Origin of the sequence: Aquabacterium sp., assembly GCF_049274795.1 — a bacterium.
Taxonomy (GTDB): domain Bacteria; phylum Pseudomonadota; class Gammaproteobacteria; order Burkholderiales; family Burkholderiaceae_C; genus Aquabacterium.
The window spans coordinates 146679-167905 of sequence record NZ_JBASTH010000073.1 but is presented as its reverse complement, the minus strand read 5'-3'; the positions used below and the strand labels follow the sequence as shown (position 1 = coordinate 167905).

Here is a 21227-nt window from a genome sequence, read left to right as displayed (position 1 = left end):
CGTCTGCCGGGGTCAGGTGCCGGTGGATTGCTGCATGTGGGGCTGCTCGAAGGCTTCCGGGGTGGGGCACACCAGGTTCAGCGGGGTGCTGGCCACGGTGAAGCGCAGCGGCGGCGTGAGCCAGTTGATCTCGCCATCCGTGGCCACCTTCACGCGGCGTCGGCCCATGGGCACCAGGGGCGTGACCACCATTTCCTTGAGCGGGAAGTTGATCACCTCGTCGGCCTCGCCCAGGCGGCCCATGGCGCCACGCAAGGCCAGCCACAGCATGCGCCAGGTGGGTTGAGGCTTTACGGCGATGGCGGCGAGTTGGCCCTGCGTCACGCGGGGCGCCTCGGGCATGCCCAGCTGTTCCAACTGCAACTGGTTGTTACCCACGAAGAGCGTGGGCGTCTTGATGGTCTGCTGGCTGGCGCCCATGCCATTGCCGAGCTGGAGCTTGAGGCGCAGGTGCCGATGGCGGTGCAGCAGGGTACGCAGGCCGGCCCACATGGCCACTAGCCGGCTGCGCCCATGGGCCTGCTTGGCGGCTTCGCGTTCTTCGAGCAGTTCGGGGTACAGGCCCAGGCTGGCGTTGACCAGGAAGACCTTGTCGTTGACCAGCCCCACCTGCACCGGGTAGGCCTCGCGTGCGTTGAGCAGCAGGCGGATGGCCTCGGTGGCGTCGGTGGGGATGTGGTGGGTGCGCCCGAAGTAGTTGAAGGTGCCTTGCGGCAGCACCGCAAAGGCGCAGCCATGGCCCAGTGCGGCCTGCGCCACGGCGTTGATGGTGCCGTCGCCGCCGGCGGCGACGATCACGCCGTGGTGCTCCACGGCCTGCTTCACGGCGCGTTCGGCCACTTGTGTCAGGTTTTGGCCGGGCTCAATCATCCGGAAGAACACGCTGCGCCCGGCACGGTGCACCTCGTGCTCGATCACGCCCTTCACGGTCTGCGTGTCCTGGCTGCCGGAGGCCGCGTTCATCACGACGAACAGCGGGGCGTAACGGTGGATTTCGAACGGTTGCATGGTGATGCTGATCTCACCATGCAGGGGCCGCTCCGGGCCAGCCGGCAATGCCGCATCCTGCTGTAGGACGAGGCTGACAGGGGCAGCGGGGCGTGGGCTGCCTCAGGCGTCCTTGCCGTCGCGGATCACGTCTGCCAGCATGCGGGCCTTGACCTTCTTGCCCTTGACCTTCACCGAAGCCAGCTGGCGCAGCGCCTCTTGCGCGATGCCGCGCTCCACCGCCACATAGGTGTGGAAGTCGGTCACGTTGATCTTGCCGATGCGCGAGCCTTCCAGCCCGGCCTTGCCGGTGAGCGCGCCCAGCACGTCACCCGGGCGGATCTTTTCCTTGCGGCCACCCAGGATCTGGATGGTGACCATGGGCGGGCTCAGGGGCTCGCGGCTGGCAGGTGTCAGGCTGTCCAGCGGCTGCCAACTCACCTCGCGGCCCTGCAGCACCTCGATGCGGCCCACGCGGCCCATCTCGTCCATGCTGGCCAGGTTCAGGGCCAGGCCGTCCTGGCCAGCGCGGCCCGTGCGGCCGATGCGGTGGATGTGCACCTCGGCATCAGGGGTCACGTCCACGTTGATCACGGCTTCGAGCTGGGCGATGTCCAGGCCGCGCGCAGCCACGTCGGTGGCCACCAGCACGGACAGGCTCTTGTTGGCGAACTGCAGCAGCACCTGATCGCGCTCGCGCTGTTCCAGCTCGCCGTGCAGGGCCTGGGCCTCGATGCCCTCCGCACTGAGCACGTCGACCAGATCACGGCACTGCTGGCGGGTGTTGCAGAAAGCGATGGTATTGGCCGGGCGGTGATGGGCCAGCAGGCGCGAGACGGTGTGCAGGCGCTCGGTGTCGGCCACCTCGTACCAGAGCTCGCGGATGGTGCTGGCCTCGTGCACGGTCTGCACCTTGACCTCTTTCGGGTTCTTGAGGAACTGCTGGCTGAGCTTGCCGATGCCTTCCGGGTAGGTGGCCGAGAACAGCAGCGTCTGGCGCTCCTTGGGGCACTGGCGGGCCACGGCGACGATGTCGTCGAAGAAGCCCATGTCCAGCATGCGGTCGGCTTCGTCCAGCACCAGGGTGTTCAGGTTCGACAGGTCGAGCGTGCCGCGCTCGAGGTGGTCCATCAGGCGGCCGGGCGTGCCGACGACGATGTGCGCGCCGTGCGCCAGGCTGGCGATCTGCGGACGCATGGTGGCGCCGCCGCACAGGGTCAGGATCTTAATGTTGTTCTCGGCGCGGGCCAGGCGGCGGATCTCCTGCGCGACCTGATCGGCCAGCTCGCGGGTGGGGCACATCACCAGGGCCTGTACCGCGAACCAGCGGGGATTCAGCCGCGACAGCAGGGACAGCGCGAAGGCGGCGGTCTTGCCGCTGCCGGTCTTGGCCTGGGCGATCAGGTCGTGGCCGGCCAGTGCCAGCGGCAGGGCGGCGGCCTGGATGGGCGTCATGTGGTGCAGCCCCAGGGCCTGCAGGTTCTCCAGCAGGGTGGGGGCCAGGGGCAGGGCGCTGAAGGGCGTCTGCGAGGTGGCGGGGGAGGCTGGCGAGGGGGCGCCAGCAGCCTTGGCAGGGGGCTGGGCGGGGGCCGCGGCCTGGGAATTGCCCGGGTTGGAATCGGATTTCATGACCGAATTAGGCCTGAACTTTGAATATGAATGTAAACTGAACTTCGTTGGCGATATCGGATCACACTTCCGGTCAAAGCCACGATTGGTTTTCTACGACGGAGATTTCTTCTTGAAAAAATTTCTTCTTGCGGTGTCGCTGGCCCTGGTCGGACTGTCCACCACGGTGGTGTCCTTCGAGGTTGAGGCCAAGCGCCTTGGCAGTGGCCGCCCTGCCGGCATGCAGCGTCAGGCGCCTGATCGCGCCCCTGATGCCCCGCCGGCCAAGCCCGGCCAGCCCACCAACGCGAATGCCCCTGCGCAGAACGCGGCTCCGGCAGCGGCCGGCGCGGCTGCCAACGCGGGCAAGCGCTCCTGGATGGGCCCGATCGCCGGCCTCGCCGCCGGCTTGGGCATTGCCGCGCTGATGAGCCACCTGGGCATGGGTGAAGCCTTCGGCAACTTCCTGATGATGGCGCTGCTGGCGCTGGTCGCGGTGATCGCCATCCGCTTCCTGATGAACCGCTTCCGCCAGAACAACAACGGTGGTGCCGCCCGTGGCGCCGGCCCGCAGCTGGCGGGTGCCGGTGCGCCCTGGCCCCAGCAGGGCAACCAGGCCCGTTCGGCTGACAACCTGAGCCCGATGCAGCGTGAGGCCCAGCAGGCGTTCTCGCCGGCGGCTCCCGTGGCTGCTTCGGCAGGCCCGGCGGTGTCGGCTGTGCCCGCAGGGTTCGACGCGGCTGGTTTCGAGCGCATCGCCAAGATGATCTTCATCCGCCTGCAGGCCGCCAACGACGAGGCCAATGTCGAGGATCTGCGCAAGTTCACGACGCCGGAGCTGTTCGCGTCGCTGCGTCTGGATCTGCAGGAGCGTGGTCAGTCGGCTCAGCAGACCGATGTGATGCAGCTGGATGCGCAGCTGGTGGACACGGCCCAGGAGAACGGGCAGTGGATCGCTTCGGTGCGTTTCAGCGGGTTGATCCGCGAGGCGGCGGATCAGAATGCCGAGCCGTTCACCGAGCTGTGGCATCTGGTCAAGCCGGTCGAGGGTGACCGCGAGTGGGCGATTGCCGGGATCACGCCGCTGGAAGGTTGATCTTTCCCGGTTGATTGGCGCCTGAATGGGGCGGGGGATCCTTCGTGGATCTCCCCGCCCTTTCTTGTTTTTGGGGCGTTGGTTTGGTTCTTTGCCTTTTGCAGGTGGGTGCTTTGGCGGGGAGCGCGGGGCGGGGGCCAGCCACCCCCACATCCCGCGCCCCGCGTTGCCCCGACAAAGCGCCCCACCGACCGCAGGACTGTCAAGCAAGAAGGCGGAAAACAGGAGGTGGACGACGCAGGACCAGCAGAGACGCCTTCAGAAGGCGCCCGGTCCCTCAAGCCTCTTCGCCCAGGAACCCCCCACTCTGATGCGCCCACAGCCGCGCATACAGCCCGCCTCGGGCCAACAGCGCAGCATGATCTCCTTCTTCCACGATCCGCCCCTGATCCAGCACGATCAAGCGGTCCATCGCCGCGATCGTCGACAGCCGGTGCGCAATCGCCACCACCGTCTTGCCCTCCATCAGCCGGTACAGACTCGCCTGGATCGCCGCTTCAACTTCAGAATCCAGCGCACTCGTCGCCTCGTCCAACAACAGGATCGGCGCATCCTTGAGCATCACCCGCGCGATCGCGATCCGCTGCCGCTGCCCGCCCGACAGCTTCACCCCGCGCTCACCCACATGCGCGTCATACGCCACGCGCCCCTTCGGATCGCTCAACGTCTGGATGAAGTCATGCGCCTCCGCACGCCGCGCCGCCGCCTCCATGTGTTCATCGCTCGCATTGGGGCGCCCGTACAAGATGTTGTCGCGCACCGAACGGTGCAGCAGCGACGTGTCCTGCGTGACCATGCCGATCTGTGCGCGCAGGCTGTCCTGCGTGGCCTGGCTGATGTCCTGCCCATCGATCAGGATCCGCCCCTTCTCGACGTCGTAGAAGCGCAGCAGCAGGTTCACGATGGTGGATTTGCCCGCGCCCGAGCGCCCCACCAGCCCGATCTTCTCTCCCGGCCGGATGCGCAGCGAGAGCTCGTCCACCACCGTGCGCGTGCCGCCGTAGGCAAAGCTCACCTTGTCGAACACCACCTCGCCCTGTGTCACCGCCAGCGGCTGGGCGCCGGGCTTGTCCACCACCGTGTGCGGGCGTGACAGCGTGTTGATGCCGTCCTGCACCGTGCCCACGTGCTCGAACAGCGAGGCCACCTCCCACATCATCCAGTGCGAGATGCCGTTCAGGCGCAGCGCCATGGCGGTGGCGGCCGCCACCGCGCCCACGCCCACCTGGCCCTGCGTCCACAGCCACAAGGTGGCGCCGGCCGTGGACAGGATCAGCAGCATGCTCAAGCTGTGGTTGACCACCTCGAAGCCGCTGACCAAGCGCATCTGGCCGTGCACGGTCAGCATGAACTCGCGCATGGCCGAGCGGGCATAGTCCGCCTCGCGCCGCCCGTGCGAGAACAGCTTGACGGTGGCGATGTTGGTGTACGCATCGGTGATGCGGCCCGTCATCAGCGAGCGCGCATCGGCCTGCGCGCGGGCGCGCGTGGCCAGGCGCGGCACGAAGTACCACACGGCCAGCGCGTACAGCACCAGCCAGCCGATGAAGGGCAGCAGCAGCCAGGCATCGAAGCTGCCCACCACGGCCGTCATCGTCACGAAGTAGATGACGACGAACACCAGGATGTCCATCACGATCATCACCGTGTCGCGCACCGCCAGCGCCGACTGCATCACCTTGGTGGCCACGCGGCCGGCGAACTCGTCCTGGTAAAAGCCCATGCTCTGGCCCAGCATCAGCCGGTGGAAGTTCCAGCGCAGGCGCATCGGGAAGTTGCCAGCCAGGGTCTGGTGCTTGAACAGGGTCTGCAGCAGCACGGCCAGCGGGCTGATCAACAGGATGGCGACCAGCAGCCACAGGTGCCCGCCTTCGCGCGCCCACAGCTGGGCGGGGGGCACGCTGCCCAGCCAGTCCACGATGGAGCCCAGCATGCTGAAGAGCAGCGCCTCGAAGGCGCCGATCAGCGCCGTCAGCAGGGTCATGCCCAGGATGTAGGGGCGGGTGCCCTGGGTGCAGGCCCACAGGAAGGCCATGAAGCCCTTGGGGGGCGGGGCGGGATCCTCAGCGGGGTAGGGATCAACCAGTTGTTCGAAAAAGCGCAGCACGCACGGGGCTCCCGTTAAGAGCCCGCCTTGAGGGTCAAAGCGGACAGATCCGGCGCCAGACCGGACGAAACCCTCAAGCGTAGCTGAATGCGGGCCGGCGTGCCCAGCCCGCGCTCAGTACACCTCGGGCACGAACATGGTGTCGGGCACCGGGCGGCGGATGTAGTCCTCGTGGCGTTCACGCGAGGGCAGGTACACGGGCGTGTGCTCCACCTCGTGGTAGGTGACCTGGCTGAGCAGGTGATGGATCAGGTTCAGGCGCGCGCGCTTCTTGTCCACGCCCTGCACCACCCACCAGGGTGCCTCGGGGATGTGGGTGCGCTCCAGCATGGTTTCCTTGGCGCGCGTATACGCTTCCCAGCGGCGGCGGCTTTCCAGGTCCATGGGGCTGAGCTTCCACTGCTTGAGCGGGTCGTTGATGCGGGCGATGAAGCGCGCGTTCTGCTCTTCGTCGGTGATCGAGAACCAGTACTTGAACAGGCGGATGCCGCTGCGCACCAGCATCTTCTCGAACTCGGGCACGGAGCGGAAGAACTCTTCGTACTCGTCGTCGCTGCAAAAGCCCATCACGCGCTCGACGCCGGCGCGGTTGTACCAGCTGCGGTCGAACAGCACGATCTCGCCAGCGGCGGGCAGGTGGCTCACGTAGCGCTGGAAGTACCACTGCGTTTTTTCGCGGTCGTTGGGGGCGGGCAGGGCGGCCACGCGGCACACGCGCGGGTTCAGGCGCTGCGTGATGCGCTTGATGGCGCCGCCCTTGCCGGCCGCGTCGCGGCCCTCGAACAGCACGACGATGCGCTCGCCGCTGTGCACCACCCAGTCCTGCAGCTTGACCAGTTCGCCCTGCAGGCGAAACAGCTCGCGGAAGTACATACGGCGCGCGTCGCGGCTCTCGTCGTCATGGACCGCGTCGCCATCGAGCAGGCGGTCGTCGATCTCCATCTCGAGTTCTTCGTCGTAGCTGTCGAGCACGTCGTCCTGCAGGCGGCGCAGCAGTTCGGGATCGATGGGGCCGGTGGGTTGGGTCATGCGGGCACTCGCGAGATCGGGCAATCTGATGAAAACGCAAAGCGCCGAGCATGCCCGCCGAGTGTGTCAGTTTGATGAGCGCGTGCCGCTCGCCAGGCCGGGCACGAGGTCAAGCTCTTTCGCCTGGGCGACATTGCCTTCGACCCGGTGCTGCACCACGGCTACCGCCAGATCCAGCCGTTGGAGCCCGGCCTGGTCGAGGTGCGGGAGGCCATCACCTGGGCCGAGCACATCGTCTTGGTGTTCCCGCTGTGGTGGGGTGGGCTGCCAGCGCTGCTCAAGGGCTTCTTCGACCGGGCCTTCCTGCCGGGCTATGCCTTCAAGTACCGGCCCAACTCGCAGCTGTGGGACAAGCTGCTGGCAGGCCGCAGCGCGCAGGCCTTCGTCACCGCCGACACGCCCAACTGGTTCTACACGCTGGCCTACTGGCGCCCGCTGCACCTGCAGTTGCGCCGGACCATCCTGGGCTTTTCCGGCATCAAGCTGTTCGCGCCGGTGCGCTTTGCCAGCGAGCCGCAGCGCGCCAAATGGCTGGCGCAGGTGCGCCGTGCCGGCACGCTGGGCCGGTGAGCGGATAATCGCGCCTGTCCCAGACACAAGGTCGCCCGCGGCCAACCCTTCGAGACATGTCCAATCCCGTGATTTCCGCCGTCAAGGGCGTCCTGGCCAGCGCGCAGTTGCTGGTCGGTACCTTCGTGTTGTTCTTCGGCCTGATGGTGCCGGTGGCGCTGGTCAAGCTGCTGGTGCCGATCAAGCCGGTGCGCAAGGTGGCCGACGTGCTGCTCAACTTCATCGCCGAGACCTGGATTCTGAACAACAACCTGTGGGTGCGCTGGGTCAACCGCAAGCCCTGGCACCTGCCCGACGCCAGCCACCTGAGCCGCAAGGGCTGGTACCTGGTGTCGTGCAACCACCAGAGTTGGGCGGACATCCTGGTGCTGCAGCGCGTGTTCAACCGCCGCATCCCCATGCTCAAGTTCTTCATCAAGCACGAGCTGATCTACGTGCCCATCCTGGGCCTGGCCTGGTGGGCGCTGGATTTCCCCTTCATGCGCCGCAAGGGCGGTGCCAGCGTGGCGCAGGATCTGGCCGTGGCCCGCAAGGCCTGCGAGAAGTTCCGCGTGATCCCCACCTCGGTGATCAGCTTCCTGGAAGGCACGCGCTACACCCAGGACAAGCACGACAAGCAGAAATCACCCTACCAGCACCTGCTGCGCCCCAAGACGGGCGGCATCGCGATGGCGCTGGAGACGCTGGGCGACCAGTTCGATTCATTGCTGGACGTGACCATCGTCTACCCCAAGGGCGTGCCTGAGTTCCACCACCTGCTGCTGGGGCAGGTCGATGACGTGGTCGTGACCTTCCGGGAAGTGCCGATCCCGAAGTCGCTGCAGATGCCGGAGGACTCCACAGCCTTGGCCTACCGCGCCGAGCTGCAGGCTTGGATGGGCGAGATGTGGGCCCGCAAGGACGCCGAGATCAGCGAGTTGCTGGCGAAGCACCGCTGAGCGGTGCTGATGACGAGGCGGCTGCCGCTGCGGAGGCCGCCTGCGCCGCCACCAGCGGCGCGCGCAGTTCATTGAAGCGCGCGGGCGCCACGTACTGGATCAGGTCACGTCCCTTGGGCGCGATGACCACGTCCACGCCCTGCTCGGGGTAGAGCAGGTGCTCGCTGTCCCCGCTGCCGGGCAGGCGCTGGGCGGGCTGGCCGAAGCGGCCGATCACCGTGTCGGCATCCAGTTGGGCCTGGGGCACGAAGGCCGCGGCCACGATGGGGGCCGTCTTGGCCGCCTCCAGATCATCGGTCGAGAGCGTGAACTTGCGCGTGGTGCTCTCCATGAAATCGACCTTGGCCGCGCGCCGCTTGAAATCGGCGATGCGCAGCGGGTCCATCTGCAGGCTCAGCACCAGCTTGCCGCCCACGAAGCCCAGCATGGCCGGGTCGATGAAGGCTTCCAGCGCGCCGACCTCGTCGGGCGAGGCCACCACGGCCACCTGGGTCTTGTCGGGCCACAGGCGCAGCACGTCGGCCAGGGTGCCGTCACCCGTTTGAGGCTGGCCCGGCAAGGCCAGCACCAGACCGGCCACACGCGTGCGGCCCTCTGCCACCTGATCGATCTGCCAGGGCGTGCCCACGTCGGCACCGGAGGCGGCATTGGCCTTCGGGTCGTAGCCCTTGACCATGTCGCCGCCCACCACGATCAGCGTGGACAGGCCCAGCGCCGCGATCACCAGGGTGATGATCACCCACAGCTTGTTCATGCGTGCCGGCCCGCTCAGTTCTTGTAGTCAGGCGCCTGCCGCTCGACCTTGCGCAGCAGCGAGGGCCACACGAAGGCGCCGCCCATGCCGCCGGTCTGCACCTTCATCGCATGGCCCACGCCTTCGACGATCTGCGGGTGCACCTGCGTGAGCTCAGCATCGCCCGATTGCGCGGCCAGCTGGATCTGGCAGGTGCTCTCGAAGATGTACATGGCCAGGAAGGCATCGGCCACGGTGCGGCCCACGGTCAGCAGGCCGTGGTTGCGCAGCATCAGGAAGTTGGCCGTGCCCAGGTCGGCCTGCAGGCGCGGCTTTTCATCTTCGCGGAAGGCCACGCCTTCGTACTCGTGGTACGCCAGCGAGGCCAGCACGAAGGTGCTTTGCTGCGAGATGGGCAGCACGCCGGCCTTCTGCGCCGACACGCCCACGCCGGCGCGCGTGTGCGTGTGCAGCACGCAACCGGCGTCTTCGCGCACGGCGTGCACCGCGCTGTGGATGGTGAAGCCGGCCGGGTTCACGGGGAAGGGCGAGTCGCTGAGCTTGTTGCAGTCCTGGTCGACCTTGACCAGGCTGGACGCGGTGATCTCGTCGAACATCAGCCCGTAGGGGTTGATCAGGAAGTGGTGCTCCGGCCCCGGGATGCGCGCCGAGATGTGCGTGAAGACCAGATCGCTCCAGCCGTACAGGGCGACCAGGCGGTAGCAGGCGGCCAGGTCGGTGCGCAGTTGCCACTCTTCGGGGCTGACCTTGTCCTTGAGGGAGGGGATGTTCAGACTCATGGCGGGGCTCCTCGGTCGCTCGTGGCGATCCTTGTGTGGTTGTGGGGAGGCGCTTAACTTAGCAGCGAATTCCTCATCCGGGTTGATGCGGGACAGCTTTTGTGTGACGCAAGCCTGGCGGCTGAGGCAGCACCTGGGCCACGACCCTGTCGATCAGCGCGTCGTCGATGGGGCGGTTGCTGATGTAGCGGCGCACGTACAGCGGGCCGATGGCCATCTCGATGAGCTCCTCGAAATCGGCCTGGTCGTCCATTTCGCCCCTCAGGCAGGCGCGCTTGAACATGGGGGTGCGCTTTTCGGCACGGGCGGCCCAGTAGATCCGTTTCAGCTCGGCGATTTCCGGCGCGTTGCCAGAGGCGAACGCGATGGCCACGAGTGCTGCGCCGCCCTCGCTTTCAAGGAAGGTCCGCAGGTTGCGGAGCATGGCGCGCAGATCGCCTTCGAGTGATCCCGTGTCCTGCGGAGGCATGAGGCCTGTGGCCATGCGGCCCCCGGCGAAGGCAATGAGCGCGGCCTGCGTCTCCCAGCGCCGGTAGATCGTGGCGGTGTGCACGCCTGCGCGCTTGGCCACGCGGGGGACCGAAAAGGCGCCGATCCCATGTTCGCGCAGCTCGTCCATGACGGCCTGGGCCACGGCTTCCACCACCCGTGCGCTGCGCCCTCCCACGCGAGGCTTTTTGGCGCGATCAGGGGGCGATGTAGGGGTTTGTTCTAGCTTGGTCACGCCTTGATTAAAGCAGAAGTGCGTGCTTTAATTTTCTTTAACGCACAAAACTTTGCGTTAAAGAAGGAGTCTGAATGTCTGTTGAATTGAGCAGCGCCCCCGGCCTTTGCGGGTCCTTGAGGTGCCTGGGCCGTGACAAGGCCGGTCGTCGTTTCTTGGGGGCCGCCGCGGCCATGGGCTTGACGGGTCTGATGTCCTGGGGCGCCCCGGTGTGGGCCGGCGAAGCCCCGAACAAGGCCATCCGGGCTGAGGCGAGTGCGGATGCCGGCGAAGTGCGACCGTCCCCGAAGCCAGGCATGGTGTTCGAGTACAACCGTGGCATCGAGATGAGCGATGGGTTGGCCTTGCGTGCCAACGTCTTCCGGCCCTCGGGCAAGGGGCGGTATCCAGTCATCATCACCCACGGCCCCTATGGCAAGGACGTGGCCTGGCAGACGGGCGAGCCCTACCGCGCAGCGTGGGACAAGGTGAAGGCGAAGGTTCCCGACATCTGCAAGGCGTCGAGCTGCAGCTTCATGCGCTGGGAAACGCCTGATCCCGAGCGTTGGGTACCGTCGGGCTATGTGGTGATCCACGCCGATTCGCGCGGATCGGGCAAGACGGCGGGCTTGCTGGACATCCTGGGCGCCCGCGAGACGCAGGATTACAAGGAACTGATCGAGTGGGCGGCGCAGCAGCCCTGGTCCAACGGCAAGGTAGGCCTGCTCGGCATCTCCTACTATGCGATCAACCAGTGGCAGGTGGCCTCGCTTCAGCCCAAGGGGCTGGCGGCCATCATCCCGTGGGAAGGCGCGCTGGACGCCTACCGGGACATCTCCTACCACGGGGGCATTCCCAGCACCATGTTCACCAGGAACTGGACCTTGCGCCAGGTCTTTCCGAACCAGCATGGCAATGGCGCCACGCCCTTCCGCGATGCCGTGACGGGCGAATCGGCGGTAGGCCCGGCTCTGCCGCCCACGGTGCTGGCGGCCAGCCGCCGGACCATTCTGGACGATGTGCTTGCGCATCCCTTCAATGGCGCGTACCACGTGCAGCGCTCGGGCGATCCGTCACGCATCCACATCCCGGTGCTGTCAGTGGGCAACTGGGCGGGTGGTGGCCTGCACCTGCGCGGCAACATCGAAGGCTTTACGCAGGCGGCCACGTCGAACAAGTGGCTGCGCATGCACACGGGCGATCACTTCTCTCCCTTCTACCGCGACACCTCCCTGCAGTTGCAGAAGGCCTTCTTTGATCGCTTCCTGAAAGGCGATCCCAAGGCTTTCCGCCAGGAGCCGCGCGTGGTGGTCACGGTGCGTGATCCTGTCGGCGGAGATCGCCTGCGCGCTGAGAACGCCTGGCCGCTGGAGGGCACGCGCTTCGAGCGCTGGTACCTGCAGGCCGATGGCCAGGGCCTGGCCAAGGAGCAGCCCGGCACGGTGGCCAAGGCCGACTACGAAGCCCGTTCCGAGGGGGTGACCTTCCGCCTGCCCGCATCGACCGAGGCACGCGAGTTCACGGGGCCGCTCATGGCACGCCTGTGGGTCAGCTCGTCCACCACGGATGCCGACCTGTACCTTACGGTGCGCCTGCTCGATCCGAGTGGCAGGGATGTGACCTTCGAGGGGTCCAACGCGCCGGCCGTGCCGGTGGCCCAGGGCTGGCTGCGCCTGTCGCACCGCGAGCTGGATGTGGCGGCCAGCACACCGGGGCGCCCGGTTCACCCGCACCGGGTGCCGATGGCGGTCGAGCCTGGCAAACCGTACGCGGCCGATGTCGAGATCTGGCCGACGAGCATCGTGGTGCCGGCAGGCCATACGCTGGCATTGACCGTCGGCGGGCAGGACTTCGCCTTCCCGCACCTGACCAGCGGCGTGTACCGCGGCTCGGCGCCGTTCATGCATGACGGCAGCGACCCCAAGGTGTTCGGTGGCCGCCAGACCCTGTACACGGGCGGCGACTACGACAGCTACCTGTTGCTGCCGGCGATCCCTGCGGATCGGCCCGTCGCTACCGCCATCCCTGCCAAGCGCTGAGGCCACAGCGGCCTCCTGCACCGGCCCGCCTGCGGCCGGTGGCGGAGCCCTGCGCATCGCACCTTCAACCGTGAGACAACGACATGATCCCCATGAAACACTCCATGCGCCTTTCCATGGCCTGCTGTGCCATCGCCGCCTTGTCGGCCAACACCGCCATGGCCCAGTCGAGCCTGAAGATCTACGGCAACCTGGATGTGGCCGTCACCAACGTCAACAAGCAGCGCGGCCATACCGCAGGCACCGTGTTCCAGGCCAGCCCACTGTTTACCGCGCCATCGACGGTCAACAGCGTCGTGTCCAGCCTGTCATCCCAGAACGCGCTGGGCTTCAGCGGCACGGAGGAGCTGGGCGGCGGCTACAAGGCCGGCTTTATCCTGGAATCACAGTTCGCGCTCGACACCGGTGCCCAGAACGGGCAGGACGGCCGGATGTGGGGGCGGCAAGCCTTCGTCAGCCTGACCACGCCTTATGGCGAAGTGCGCATGGGGCGGCAGTACGCCTCGATGTTCTATGCCTTCGCGATGACGACCACCGAGTCGGTGGGCGGCTCCGACATCCAGGCCACGGGCATGGCATTGAACAACCTGCAGATCCGGCAGGACAACCTGATCAGCTACTGGCTTCGATCCGGTGGCTTGATGGCGACCATTTCCTACTCACCCAATGCCGGTGTCGCGGAGCGGGTCAGCTCGACACGTTCGGCATCTGTCGTCCCGGGCGCCACGGGCACCGGGCAGACGCTGTCGGGGCTGACGGCAGGCACGGAGAGCACCGATGGCCGTGGCCGCACCGTGGGCCTGATGCTGGGCTACACCTTCCCGTTCGGCCTGCTGCTGGCCGGGGCCTACAACCACACTGATTTTGCCGGTGTGCCTGTAGGCCTGGGCACTGCCACCACCGTGGGAGGCACGACGTTCTATCCCAACTTCTTCAATGCCGAGAAGTACACATCCTTCGCGTTCAGCGGCAAGTACACGGTGCCTGGTCAGGGAACGACGATCAGCGCCCAATGGCACGAGGGCAGCATGGCCACCAGCCCCACCGCGGCGCAGGGGCCGCTCTCGGCCGGCCTGGACCTGGGTGACATCAAGACACGCACCTTCTCCGTCGGTGTCAAGCAGCCCATTGGTGACTTTGCCGTGGGGTTTCAATTGGCACAGGCAGCGTTCACGAACTTCACCAAGGGTAAGAGCCGGGCGTTCATGCTGGCGGGGGACTACAACTTCTCCAAGCGCACCAAGCTCTACATCCGCGCAGGCCAGATGAAGGACGATCGCGGTGATGTTGTGGCCACCCATGCGGGCAGCACACCGGCGTCTGCGCTGCCACTGGCCGGTGGGCCATTCAACCTGAAGTTTGGCCTGGGCAATGTCGATTCGCCCTTCTTCAGTGGCGGGGGCTCCACGATGGATGCCCGCACCAACGTGGTCGGCATCGGTATCCGCCATCAGTTCTGACCCCTACCTTCTCTCCACTTTGCGGTTGACTCGCTCCCTGTCACCAAGGGGCAAGTCACTTTGGTGGGCGGGGGTTCAAGGACGACTGCCCACTTTTTTTGGCCACTTTAAGGTGCGAACTTGCTGGATTGGCGTTGGCGGCGGATGGATGACGTCGTGGTCAAGCTGACCGAAGGTGGTGTCCGCACCGTCGTCACCTGCCCGGCACACCCCTGGTTCGCATCGACCTGGGGCCATGTGCTCAGGGGGTACAGCGCAAAGCGTGTCGTGGCCTTGCTGGGGAGTGTTCGCCATGAGCATGCCGACATCCTGTTCAGTGTGTGGCTGCATCACCTGCCTTGCACGCGCACTGCGGTGCGCAGGCCGGCATGGGCGGCCTTGCTGGCCCATGCGCCAGACGACACCACGCGGTTGGCGTGGATCCGCCGTCTGGCCAAGGAGGCGCCGGCCCTGCACGCGGAGCTGGGCCTGGGCAGGCCCGAGACTTCGGCAAAACCTAGGCGTGGGGCTCCGTTGCAGCGCGCTTGCCCAGGCTGAGCAGCGCATACAGGATGATGGCCGCGAAGGTGGCCGTGCCAATGCCGCCCAGCTCGAAGTTGCCGAAGTGCAGGGCGAAGCCGCCGGTGCCCAGCACCAGCGGGATCGCCGCCACCATCAGGTTGCGGTTGTCCGAGAAGTCCACTTTGTTGTCGACCCAGATCTTGGCGCCGGCCGCGGCGATCAGCCCGAACACCACGATGGAGACGCCGCCCATCACCGGCAGCGGGATCGCCTGGATGACGGCGCCGAACTTGGGCGAGAAACCCAGGGCGATGGCGACCAGCGCGGCCACCACGAACACGGCGGTCGAGTAGATCTTGGTGGCGGCCATCACGCCGATGTTCTCGGCGTAGGTGGTGACGCCGGTGCCTCCGGCCGAACCGCTGACCATGGTGGCCACGCCATCGCCGATGAAGGCGCGGCCCATGTACTGGTCGATGTCCCGGCCTGTCATGGCCGTGACGGCCTTGATGTGCCCCAGGTTCTCGGCCACCAGGATGACCACGACCGGCACGATCAGCAGGGCCGCGCTGCCCGTGAACACGGGCGCGTGGAAGGTGGGCAGGCCGAACCAGGCCGCTGCGGCGATGCCGCTGAGGTTCACCGGCTTGCCCAGCCCCAGCCCGTTGGTGAGCACCACGTAGACCAGGCTGGCCAGGATCAGGCCCACCAGGATCAGCAGGCGCTGCAGCATGCCGCGCGTGAAAACGGCCACCAGGGCCACGCAGGAGAAGCTCACAAGTTGCATCCAGGCATCGAAATGGCTGGCGGCCATGTTCTTGATCGGGATCGCGGCCAGGTTCAGCCCGATCACGGCCACGATGGTGCCGGTGACCACGGGCGGCGTGAAGCGCTCTATCCAGCCGGAGCCGGCCACCTGCACGGCAAAGCCGATGAGCGTGTAGACCAGCCCGCACAGGATGATGCCGCCCAGCGCCGGGCCGATGTTGGTATTCGGCCCCGTGCCGGCATAGCCCGTGGCTGCGATGACCACGCCGATGAAGGCGAAGCTCGAACCCAGGTAGCTGGGCACCTTGCCCTGGGTGATCAGGAAGAAGATGAGCGTGCCGATGCCGCTCATCAGCACCGCGATGTTCGGGTCGAAGCCCATCAGGATGGGCGCCAGCACCGTGGCACCGAACATGGCCACCACGTGCTGGATGCCCATGGCGATGGTGGGCGGCCAGGGCAGCCGTTCGTCAGGCGCGACGACCGTCCCGTCGGACGGCCGTGGGGTCCAACTGAAGAATCTCAGCATGTGGCGGGCCTCAGTCGAAGGTGTGGTTGTATTGCTGGCGCAGCAGGTTTTTCTGCACCTTGCCCATCGCATTGCGTGGCAGCTCGTCCGTGAAGATCAGGCGCTTGGGCACCTTGAAGCCGGCGATGGTGTCCTTGAGCGAGGCCAGCAGCGCGGCCTCATCGAGCGCCACGCCCTTGGGCGTGACCAGCACGCCGACCACGCCTTCGCCGAAATCCGGGTGCGGCACGCCGATCACGGCCGATTCGATCACGCCGGGCAAGCGGTCAAGGTGGGTCTCCACCTCGGCCGGGTAGACGTTGAAGCCGCCGGTGATGATCAGGTCGCGCGCGCGGCCGACCAGGTGCACGTAGCCGTTCTCGTCGATGCGGCCGACATCGCCCGTGCGGAACCAGCCGTCGGGGGTGAAGGCCTCGCGGGTCTTGTCGGGCATGCCCAGATAGCCCTTGAACACGTTGGGGCCGCGCACTTCGACGTGGCCAGCATCGCCCTGTGGGCAGGGCTGGCCGTGGTCGTCGGTGATGCGCACGCCCACGCCGTGCAGGGCCGGGCCCACGCTGCCGGGCAAGCGCGATCCCTCCGCGCTGCGGCAGGGGTTGGAGCACAGCATGCCGGTTTCGCTCATGCCGTAGCGCTCCAGGATGGCGTGGCCCGTAGCGTGCACGAAGGCGTCGGCCGCTGTGGCCGACAGCGGCGCCGAGCCGCTGATGAACACACGCATGTGCGCCGTGGCTTGGGGCGTGAGGCCGCCATCGGCCAGCAGGCGGCCGTACATCGTGGGCACGCCCATGAACACGCTGGCGCGCGGGCCTTGCGTGTCCTTGATCTGCGCGATCACCTTGGCGGCATCGAACTTGCCGATCCAGCGCATGGGCGTGGCCGACAGCAACGCGCAGTGCCCGGCCACGAACAGGCCGTGGATGTGGAAGATGGGCAGGGCGTGCACCAGCACGTCGTCGGTGCGCCAGTCCCAGTGGCGCAGCAGCGTGCGCGCGTTGCTCAGCAGGTTGCCGTGCGTGAGCAGGGCGCCCTTGCTGCGGCCTGTGGTGCCGGAGGTGTAGAGGATGGCAGCCAGGTCGTCGGTATCACGCGTGGCCACAGTGTGCTGCGCGGGCATCTGCGCGGCGTGCGTGAGCAGGCTGCCGCTGCGGCCGTCGTTCAGCGTGAACAGGTGGCCCACGTTGCGGTGGGCGGCCAGGGGCGTCACCCAGTCCAGATCCTCGGAGCGGCACACCAGCACGGCGGGCTGCGCATCCTCGACGAAGTAGTCCAGCTCGGCGGCGCGGTAGGCCGGATTCAGCGGCAGGAAGACGGCGCCTGCGCGCAGCGTGGCCAGGTACAGCATCAGCGCTTCGACGGATTTGTCGACATGCGCCGCCACCACCGGCGGGCGGCCGCCCTTGCCACGCAGCTTGAGGCTGTCCAGCAGGTTGGCCAGCATGGCCGTGGCCTGGTCCAGGTCGCGCCAGGAATAGCTCAGCCCGCCATCGGCGAGGATGGCGGACTCGTCTGGCTGGGCCGGCAGTGCGGCCTGGATGGCGGTGTAGAGGTTCATGGCGTGGCGTTGAGCGTGGCGTTGAGCGTGGCCGCGTGGTGCTCGATGTGGTCGCGCACGAAGGTCGAGATGAAGTAGTAGCCGTGGTCGTAGCCGGCATGGCGGCGCAAGGTGAGCGGCTGGCCCATCTGCTTGCAGGCGTTCTCGAACAGATGCGGGTGCAACTGGTCGGCCAGGAATTTGTCGCTCAGGCCCTGGTCGATCAGGATGGGCGGGCAGTAGCCGCCATCGTTGACCAGCTCGGTGGCGTCGTGCTTGCGCCAGGTGCTGGTGTCTTCGCCCAGGTAGCCGGTGAAGGCCTTGCGGCCCCAGGGGCACTGGCTGGGCGCGGCAATCGGCGCGAAGGCCGACACGCTGTGGAACAGCTCGGGGTACTTCAGTGCCAGGGTCAGTGCGCCGTGGCCGCCCATCGAGTGGCCAAAGATGCCGACGCGGTCCTCACGGCCCTTGAAGCGGTCCAGCACCAGGGACAGCAGCTCCAGCGTGAGGTAGCTCTCCATGCGCCAGTGCGTGTGCCATGGGCCCTGGGTGGCGTCGATGTAGAAGCCGGCGGCGGTGCCGAAGTCCCAGGCCGCGTCAGCCTCGGCGATGCCGGTGTCGCGCGGGCTGGTGTCGGGTGCCACCAGGATCAGGCCGTGCTGGGCGGCGTACTGCTGCGCGCCGGCCTTGATCGGGAAGGTCTCTTCGGTGCAGGTCAGGCCTGCCAGGTAGAGCAGCACGGGCAGGGGCCTGGCGCCTTCTTCCAAGGCTTGCGGCGGCCGGTAGACCGAGAACTTCATCGGCAGGCCGATGGTGCTGGAACTGTGGCGATAGAAGCCCTGCACGCCGCCGTGGCAGCCGTGTTCGCTGAGGGTTTCGATCATGGTGCTGTCTCCTTCAGGACACCGGGCGGGTACAACAGGCCTGCGCGAATCGTCTCGCGCAGGCAGTGCCAGTGATCTCAGTAGATCACGACCGAGCGGATGGATTCGCCCTTTTTCATCAGGTCGAAGCCTTCGTTGATCTGCTCGAGCTTGAGCTTGTGTGTGATCAGGTCGTCGATGTTGAGCTTGCCGTCCATGTACCAATCGACGATCTTGGGCACGTCGGTGCGGCCGCGGGCGCCGCCGAAGGCCGAGCCCTCCCACTTGCGGCCCGTGACGAGCTGGAAGGGGCGGGTGCTGATCTCGGCTCCGGCCTCGGCCACGCCGATGATGATGCTGCGGCCCCAGCCCTTGTGCGTGCACTCCAGCGCCTGGCGCATCACCTTGGTGTTGCCGATGCACTCGAAGCTGTAGTCCGCGCCGCCATCCGTCAGCTGCACGATGGCGTCGACGATGTTGCCGCCGGCAGCTTCGATGTCCTTCGGGTTCAGGAAGTGCGTCATGCCGAACTGGCGGGCCATGGCCTCGCGCGCGGGGTTCAGGTCCACGCCGATGATCTTGTCGGCGCCCACCATCTTGGCGCCCTGGATCACGTTCAGGCCGATGCCGCCCAGGCCGAACACGACCACGTTGGCGCCGGCCTCGACCTGCGCGGTGAACAGCACGGCGCCCACGCCGGTGGTCACGCCGCAGCCGATGTAGCAGACGGTCTCGAAGGGCGCGTCTTCACGGATCTTGGCCAGGGCGATCTCGGGGGCCACGATGTGGTTGGCGAAGGTGGAGGTGCCCATGTAGTGCAGCAGCGGTTCGCCGTTGAGCGAGAAGCGCGAGGTGCCGTCGGGCATCAGGCCCTTGCCCTGCGTGCTGCGGATCTTCTGGCACAGGTTGGTCTTGCGGCTCAGGCAGAACTTGCACTGGCGGCATTCCGGTGTGTAGAGGGGGATGACGTGGTCGCCCTTTTTCAGCGAGGTCACGCCGGGGCCGACATCGACCACCACGCCGGCGCCTTCATGGCCCAGGATGGCGGGGAACAGGCCCTCCGGGTCCGCGCCGGAGAGGGTGTAGTAATCGGTGTGGCAGATGCCGGTGGCCTTGATTTCCACCAGCACTTCGCCTTCGCGCGGACCTTCCAGGTCGACGGTTTCAATGGTCAGGGGTTGGCCGGCTTTCCAGGCCACGGCGGCGCGCGTTTTCATGGGCTTGTCCTTGTGGGATTCGAGGGGGGTTCAGGGTGTGGCGCCATCATAAGCACCATCGGGTGCGCCACCGGCCGGGAAGACCCAAGATCGTCAGGGTGGTTCGCAAAAGCGGAAACGGTGGCAGACAACCTATCTGCCAGGCATTCAGGTTTTGGGCGGGATGTCCATCGGGTCGGGCAGGGCGGCGCCGCAGCGCCAGCAGAAGCTGGCGTAGATCGGGTGGCCTTCGGTCGAGCAGGGCTGGCAGGTCCGTGTTGGCACAGGCACGCCGTTGGTGGTCTGCTGGCGCTGGGCCGTCATTTCGGCTGTGACGATGCCGGTGGGCACGGCCAGCACGCCCCAGCCCAGCAGCATCATCAGCGAGGAGATGAAGCGGCCCAGGTCGGTGCGTGGCGTGATGTCGCCAAAGCCCACCGTGGTCATCGTGGTCACGGCCCAGTACATGGAGGTGGGGATGCTGGTGAAGCCGTGCTGCGGCCCCTCGACCACGTACATCAGCGAGCCCATCACCAGCACCACCATCAGGACGAAGGACAGAAACACCAGGATCTTGCGCCGGCTGGCCGTCAGGGCCCGGCCCAGCGAGGTGTACTCGGCCACGTAGCCCGTGAGCTTGAAGATGCGGAACACGCGCAGCAGCCGCAGGATGCGCACGTCGATCAGCGCATGCGCCTCGGGCACCAGCAGCGCCAGGTAGGCCGGCAGGGTGGACAGCAGGTCGATGATGCCGAAGAAGCTGGTGGCGTAGGCCATAGGGCGGCGCACGCACAGCAGGCGCAGCACGTACTCGGTGGTGAAGATCACCGTGAACAGCCATTCCAGCGAGGCGAAGGGCAGCTCCAGCCGGCCGCCGTAGGGCTTGATGCTGTCCAGGATCACCACGGCCACGCTGAGCAGGATGGTGGCGATCAGGATCTGGTCGAAACGCCGGCCGGCGGTGGTGTCCGCCTCGAAGATGATGATGTAGAGCTTTTCGCGCCACCCGCCCTCGGGTTTGTCCAGCGCGCTGTCCGGGAATGAGCCTCTGTTCATGGTGCGGGTCATCTACGGGGTCATTTACGTAATGAAACGAGGATAGCCTTGAACTTCCGTTGATCGCCTCCATCTACTGAACTTGTAGCATGGAGGTGCCCGATGCGCATGTCGAGATACTGGATGAGCGGTTGCATGGCCCTGGTGCTGATGGCGGCAGGGCAGTGGCCGGCCGCTGCCCGGGAGGCCGTGGACGGGGATCTGGAGCGCGAGGGCTGGGTCTCCGTGACCAGCCGCCTGCCGCTGGACCAGGCGGTGAAACAGTTGCAACGCGCTGCCCGTGCCAAGGGCATGCCGGTGGTGGCCGATGTGACGTCGGCTTCGGCACCTGGGGCAGCTTCCCATGAACTGAGCGCCGGTGCGGCCGCGGCCGGAACGCGCGTGCTGGTGCTGGGCCGTCATGATGGTCATACGCCCATCTTCCAGGCGGCCGATTCCGGCACCATGGATTTGCCGTGGCGCGTGCTGCTGCAGAGTCTGCCGGATGGCTCCACCCGTGTGCTGTTCAATGACCCGGCGCACATCGCCGCCCGCATCGACCATGCGGATCCGGCGGATGGTGCCCTGGCCAGCCTGGGCGCGCTGCCCGAGGTGGTCACGGCGGCGCTGAGCCGGCCTGGGGCCCGGGTGACGCAGACCTGAGCCTTGCGCGGGCCTTGTCGTCCACGGTGATCCAGCCCCGGCCTTGACCGGGGCTTTTTTGTGGGTGT

18 protein-coding genes and 1 pseudogene are annotated in these 21227 nt (G+C 66.9%); 7 read left to right on the top strand and 12 right to left on the bottom strand.

Going from position 1 to position 21227, the window contains the following annotated elements; translation table 11 throughout:
- Positions 1-12: 12 nt before the first annotated feature.
- Positions 13-1008, bottom strand: a complete 996-nt coding sequence (locus tag WAQ08_RS11775) for a diacylglycerol/lipid kinase family protein (RefSeq protein ID WP_422191765.1) — start codon at positions 1006-1008, stop codon at positions 13-15.
- A 102-nt stretch (positions 1009-1110) separates the two neighbouring features.
- Complete coding sequence (gene dbpA, locus WAQ08_RS11770) at positions 1111-2616, bottom strand: ATP-dependent RNA helicase DbpA (protein ID WP_422191764.1); 1506 nt, start codon at positions 2614-2616, stop codon at positions 1111-1113.
- 112 nt (positions 2617-2728) lie between these two features.
- On the opposite strand from dbpA, the gene WAQ08_RS11765 reads away from it, so the two are divergent.
- Positions 2729-3691 (top strand): Tim44 domain-containing protein, encoded by a 963-nt coding sequence (locus WAQ08_RS11765; protein WP_422191763.1) that lies wholly within the window; start codon positions 2729-2731, stop codon positions 3689-3691.
- A 277-nt stretch (positions 3692-3968) separates the two neighbouring features.
- On the opposite strand, the gene WAQ08_RS11760 is transcribed toward WAQ08_RS11765, so the two are convergent.
- Both WAQ08_RS11760 and ppk2 read right to left on the bottom strand, forming a co-directional pair.
- A complete protein-coding gene (locus tag WAQ08_RS11760) occupies positions 3969-5798 on the bottom strand; it encodes an ABC transporter ATP-binding protein (RefSeq protein ID WP_422191762.1) in 1830 nt (609 codons plus the stop codon).
- Positions 5799-5912: 114 nt separating this feature from the next.
- The gene (gene ppk2 / locus WAQ08_RS11755; RefSeq protein ID WP_422191761.1) at positions 5913-6827 is read right to left on the bottom strand and encodes a polyphosphate kinase 2; all 915 of its coding nucleotides are present in this window, start codon (positions 6825-6827) and stop codon (positions 5913-5915) included.
- Between the two features lie 93 nt (positions 6828-6920).
- On the opposite strand from ppk2, the pseudogene WAQ08_RS11750 reads away from it, so the two are divergent.
- Positions 6921-7397 (top strand): annotated as a pseudogene (locus WAQ08_RS11750) (NAD(P)H-dependent oxidoreductase); the annotation flags it as partial.
- 56 nt (positions 7398-7453) lie between these two features.
- Positions 7454-8335: an acyltransferase gene (locus WAQ08_RS11745; RefSeq protein WP_422191760.1), complete on the top strand. Its 882-nt coding sequence runs from the start codon at positions 7454-7456 to the stop codon at positions 8333-8335.
- On the opposite strand, the gene WAQ08_RS11740 is transcribed toward WAQ08_RS11745, so the two are convergent.
- The 3 genes from WAQ08_RS11740 to WAQ08_RS11730 form a co-directional block, all read right to left on the bottom strand.
- Positions 8307-9089, bottom strand: coding sequence for a hypothetical protein (locus WAQ08_RS11740; RefSeq protein ID WP_422191759.1), 783 nt, complete (start codon positions 9087-9089; stop codon positions 8307-8309). The two genes, WAQ08_RS11745 and WAQ08_RS11740, sit on opposite strands and share 29 nt — an antisense overlap.
- A gap of 14 nt (positions 9090-9103) precedes the next feature.
- On the bottom strand, positions 9104-9868 hold the full coding sequence (locus WAQ08_RS11735) for a class II aldolase/adducin family protein (protein WP_422191758.1): 765 nt from the start codon (positions 9866-9868) through the stop codon (positions 9104-9106).
- A 73-nt stretch (positions 9869-9941) separates the two neighbouring features.
- Complete coding sequence (locus WAQ08_RS11730) at positions 9942-10487, bottom strand: TetR/AcrR family transcriptional regulator (RefSeq protein WP_422191757.1); 546 nt, start codon at positions 10485-10487, stop codon at positions 9942-9944.
- Positions 10488-10783: 296 nt separating this feature from the next.
- Between WAQ08_RS11730 and WAQ08_RS11725 the strand changes: the two genes are divergently transcribed.
- From WAQ08_RS11725 to WAQ08_RS11715, 3 genes are all read left to right on the top strand, one after another.
- Positions 10784-12610: a CocE/NonD family hydrolase gene (locus WAQ08_RS11725; RefSeq protein WP_422191756.1), complete on the top strand. Its 1827-nt coding sequence runs from the start codon at positions 10784-10786 to the stop codon at positions 12608-12610.
- 92 nt (positions 12611-12702) lie between these two features.
- On the top strand, positions 12703-14070 hold the full coding sequence (locus tag WAQ08_RS11720) for a porin (protein ID WP_422191755.1): 1368 nt from the start codon (positions 12703-12705) through the stop codon (positions 14068-14070).
- Positions 14071-14190: 120 nt separating this feature from the next.
- Entirely contained in the window at positions 14191-14607 is a 417-nt protein-coding gene (locus tag WAQ08_RS11715; protein WP_422191754.1) for a hypothetical protein, read from the top strand.
- Here WAQ08_RS11715 and WAQ08_RS11710 read toward each other — a convergent pair.
- The 5 genes from WAQ08_RS11710 to WAQ08_RS11690 form a co-directional block, all read right to left on the bottom strand.
- Positions 14567-15868, bottom strand: coding sequence for a solute carrier family 23 protein (locus WAQ08_RS11710; protein WP_422191753.1), 1302 nt, complete (start codon positions 15866-15868; stop codon positions 14567-14569). The two genes, WAQ08_RS11715 and WAQ08_RS11710, sit on opposite strands and share 41 nt — an antisense overlap.
- 10 nt (positions 15869-15878) lie before the next feature.
- Complete coding sequence (locus WAQ08_RS11705; RefSeq protein WP_422191752.1) at positions 15879-17423, bottom strand: malonate--CoA ligase; 1545 nt, start codon at positions 17421-17423, stop codon at positions 15879-15881.
- On the bottom strand, positions 17420-18286 hold the full coding sequence (fghA, locus tag WAQ08_RS11700) for an S-formylglutathione hydrolase (RefSeq protein ID WP_422191751.1): 867 nt from the start codon (positions 18284-18286) through the stop codon (positions 17420-17422). Before fghA ends, WAQ08_RS11705 begins: the two co-directional genes overlap by 4 nt.
- 77 nt (positions 18287-18363) lie before the next feature.
- Entirely contained in the window at positions 18364-19482 is a 1119-nt protein-coding gene (locus WAQ08_RS11695) for an S-(hydroxymethyl)glutathione dehydrogenase/class III alcohol dehydrogenase (protein ID WP_422191750.1), read from the bottom strand.
- A gap of 147 nt (positions 19483-19629) precedes the next feature.
- Positions 19630-20517 (bottom strand): ion transporter, encoded by an 888-nt coding sequence (locus WAQ08_RS11690; RefSeq protein ID WP_422191749.1) that lies wholly within the window; start codon positions 20515-20517, stop codon positions 19630-19632.
- 102 nt (positions 20518-20619) lie between these two features.
- On the opposite strand from WAQ08_RS11690, the gene WAQ08_RS11685 reads away from it, so the two are divergent.
- On the top strand, positions 20620-21159 hold the full coding sequence (locus tag WAQ08_RS11685) for a DUF302 domain-containing protein (protein ID WP_422191748.1): 540 nt from the start codon (positions 20620-20622) through the stop codon (positions 21157-21159).
- Positions 21160-21227 lie beyond the last annotated feature (68 nt).

Bases quoted from the DNA above. Each gene is read 5' to 3' on its own strand.
- WAQ08_RS11705 (WP_422191752.1), bottom strand. From the start codon at position 17,423: ATGAACCTCTACACCGCCATCCAGGCCGCACTGCCGGCCCAGCCAGAC.
- WAQ08_RS11725 (WP_422191756.1), top strand. From the start codon at position 10,784: ATGTCCTGGGGCGCCCCGGTGTGGGCCGGCGAAGCCCCGAACAAGGCC.
- ppk2 (WP_422191761.1), bottom strand. From the start codon at position 6,827: ATGACCCAACCCACCGGCCCCATCGATCCCGAACTGCTGCGCCGCCTG.
- WAQ08_RS11745 (WP_422191760.1), top strand. From the start codon at position 7,454: ATGTCCAATCCCGTGATTTCCGCCGTCAAGGGCGTCCTGGCCAGCGCG.
- WAQ08_RS11735 (WP_422191758.1), bottom strand. From the start codon at position 9,868: ATGAGTCTGAACATCCCCTCCCTCAAGGACAAGGTCAGCCCCGAAGAG.
- WAQ08_RS11775 (WP_422191765.1), bottom strand. From the start codon at position 1,008: ATGCAACCGTTCGAAATCCACCGTTACGCCCCGCTGTTCGTCGTGATG.
- WAQ08_RS11690 (WP_422191749.1), bottom strand. From the start codon at position 20,517: ATGAACAGAGGCTCATTCCCGGACAGCGCGCTGGACAAACCCGAGGGC.
- WAQ08_RS11685 (WP_422191748.1), top strand. From the start codon at position 20,620: ATGCGCATGTCGAGATACTGGATGAGCGGTTGCATGGCCCTGGTGCTG.
- WAQ08_RS11740 (WP_422191759.1), bottom strand. From the start codon at position 9,089: ATGAACAAGCTGTGGGTGATCATCACCCTGGTGATCGCGGCGCTGGGC.
- WAQ08_RS11720 (WP_422191755.1), top strand. From the start codon at position 12,703: ATGAAACACTCCATGCGCCTTTCCATGGCCTGCTGTGCCATCGCCGCC.
- WAQ08_RS11710 (WP_422191753.1), bottom strand. From the start codon at position 15,868: ATGCTGAGATTCTTCAGTTGGACCCCACGGCCGTCCGACGGGACGGTC.
- WAQ08_RS11730 (WP_422191757.1), bottom strand. From the start codon at position 10,487: ATGGACGAGCTGCGCGAACATGGGATCGGCGCCTTTTCGGTCCCCCGC.
- dbpA (WP_422191764.1), bottom strand. From the start codon at position 2,616: ATGAAATCCGATTCCAACCCGGGCAATTCCCAGGCCGCGGCCCCCGCC.
- fghA (WP_422191751.1), bottom strand. From the start codon at position 18,286: ATGATCGAAACCCTCAGCGAACACGGCTGCCACGGCGGCGTGCAGGGC.
- WAQ08_RS11695 (WP_422191750.1), bottom strand. From the start codon at position 19,482: ATGAAAACGCGCGCCGCCGTGGCCTGGAAAGCCGGCCAACCCCTGACC.